Source organism: Streptomyces sp. WELS2, assembly GCF_013870595.1.
Classification (GTDB): Bacteria; Actinomycetota; Actinomycetes; order Streptomycetales; family Streptomycetaceae; genus Streptomyces.
In genome coordinates this window covers 1-1297 of the sequence record NZ_JACBWZ010001263.1, presented here as the reverse complement: position 1 = coordinate 1297, position 1297 = coordinate 1, and the positions used below count along the sequence as shown (strand labels likewise).

Annotated in this window: 1 protein-coding gene; it reads left to right on the top strand. The window is 72.4% G+C overall.

Annotated features, from left to right (window positions below):
* On the top strand, positions 1-1297 hold a 1297-nt coding region (locus H5J33_RS35560; protein WP_181798765.1), incomplete at both ends, for a non-ribosomal peptide synthetase.

The following is a 1297-nucleotide window of genomic DNA, read 5'->3' as shown; positions in this document are numbered from 1 at the left end:
ACCTCGGGCTCCACCGGCACCCCCAAGGCCGTACCGGTGTCCCACGCCTCCCTCGCCTATCTGTGCCACAGCGTCAACGAGCGGTACGGCGTCACGTCCCAGGACCGGGTGCTGCAGTTCGCCGCGCTCTCCTTCGACACCTCCATCGAGCAGATCCTCAACACCCTGCTCAACGGCGCGACCCTCGTGCTGCCCGAGTACGCCTGGGCACCGAGCGAACTGCCCGGCCGGCTGAGGTCGCTCGGCATCACGGTCATGGACCTCACCCCGCCGTACTGGCGTGCCTTCCTCGCCGAACTCGCCTCGAAGACAGTGGACTTGCCGGTGAGGCTCACCATTGTGGGCGGCAGCGCGGTGCACGCCGAGGACTGCCGGACCGCCCTGCGGCTGATGCCCGGCTCCCGCCTCGTGAACGCCTATGGACTGACCGAGACGACGATCACCTCCTGCACGATGGAGATCACCCCCGAGGCGCTGCCGGCCCAGGGCCCCGCGCCCGTCGGACGGCCGCTGCCGGGGACCGTCGTACAGGTACTGGACGAGCGGCTGAACCCGGTCCCGCCCGGACGGCACGGCGAGGTCTACCTCGGCGGCCCCGGCGTCGCCCAGGGCTACCTCGGTGACGAGGCGCAGAGCCGGAAGCGGTTCGTGACCCTGCCGGACGGCCCGGGGACCGTGTACCGCACCGGCGACCTGGGCGGCTGGACGGCCGACGGCAGCCTGGAGATCGTGGGGCGGGCCGACCGGCAGATCAAGATCCGCGGCTTCCGCATCGAACCGGCCGAGATCGAGGCGACGTTGTCCGCGCACGACCTGGTCGACGACGCCGCGGTCACGTCCTTCACCCACCGGGGGGAGGACCAGCTCGTCGCCTACTTCACCGCCCGGCGCGCCCCGCACGCCCTCGATCCCGGGGAGCTGCGCGCCTTCACCGCCCGCCATCTGCCCGCCTACATGGTCCCGGCCCGGTTCGTCCAGCTCGACGCGATGCCGACCACCGCGCACGGCAAGACCGACCTCGCCGCGCTGCCCGATCCGTCCCGGCTGCCCGCGGCCTCTTCGGCGGCCGGTGACGGGGCGCCCACGGCGAGCCTGGTCGAGCGTGCCGTCGCCGGCCTGTGGTGCCAGGTGCTCGGTGTGGAGTCGGTGGAGCCGGGCGACAACTTCTTCGACCTGGGCGGGAACTCGATCCTCGCGGCCGAGCTGATGGCGAAGGTGCGGGCCTCGCTCGGCGTCCTGATCACCCAGGTGCGCCCCCTGATCCGGCTGCTGCTCGACGACGCCACCCTGCGCGGCT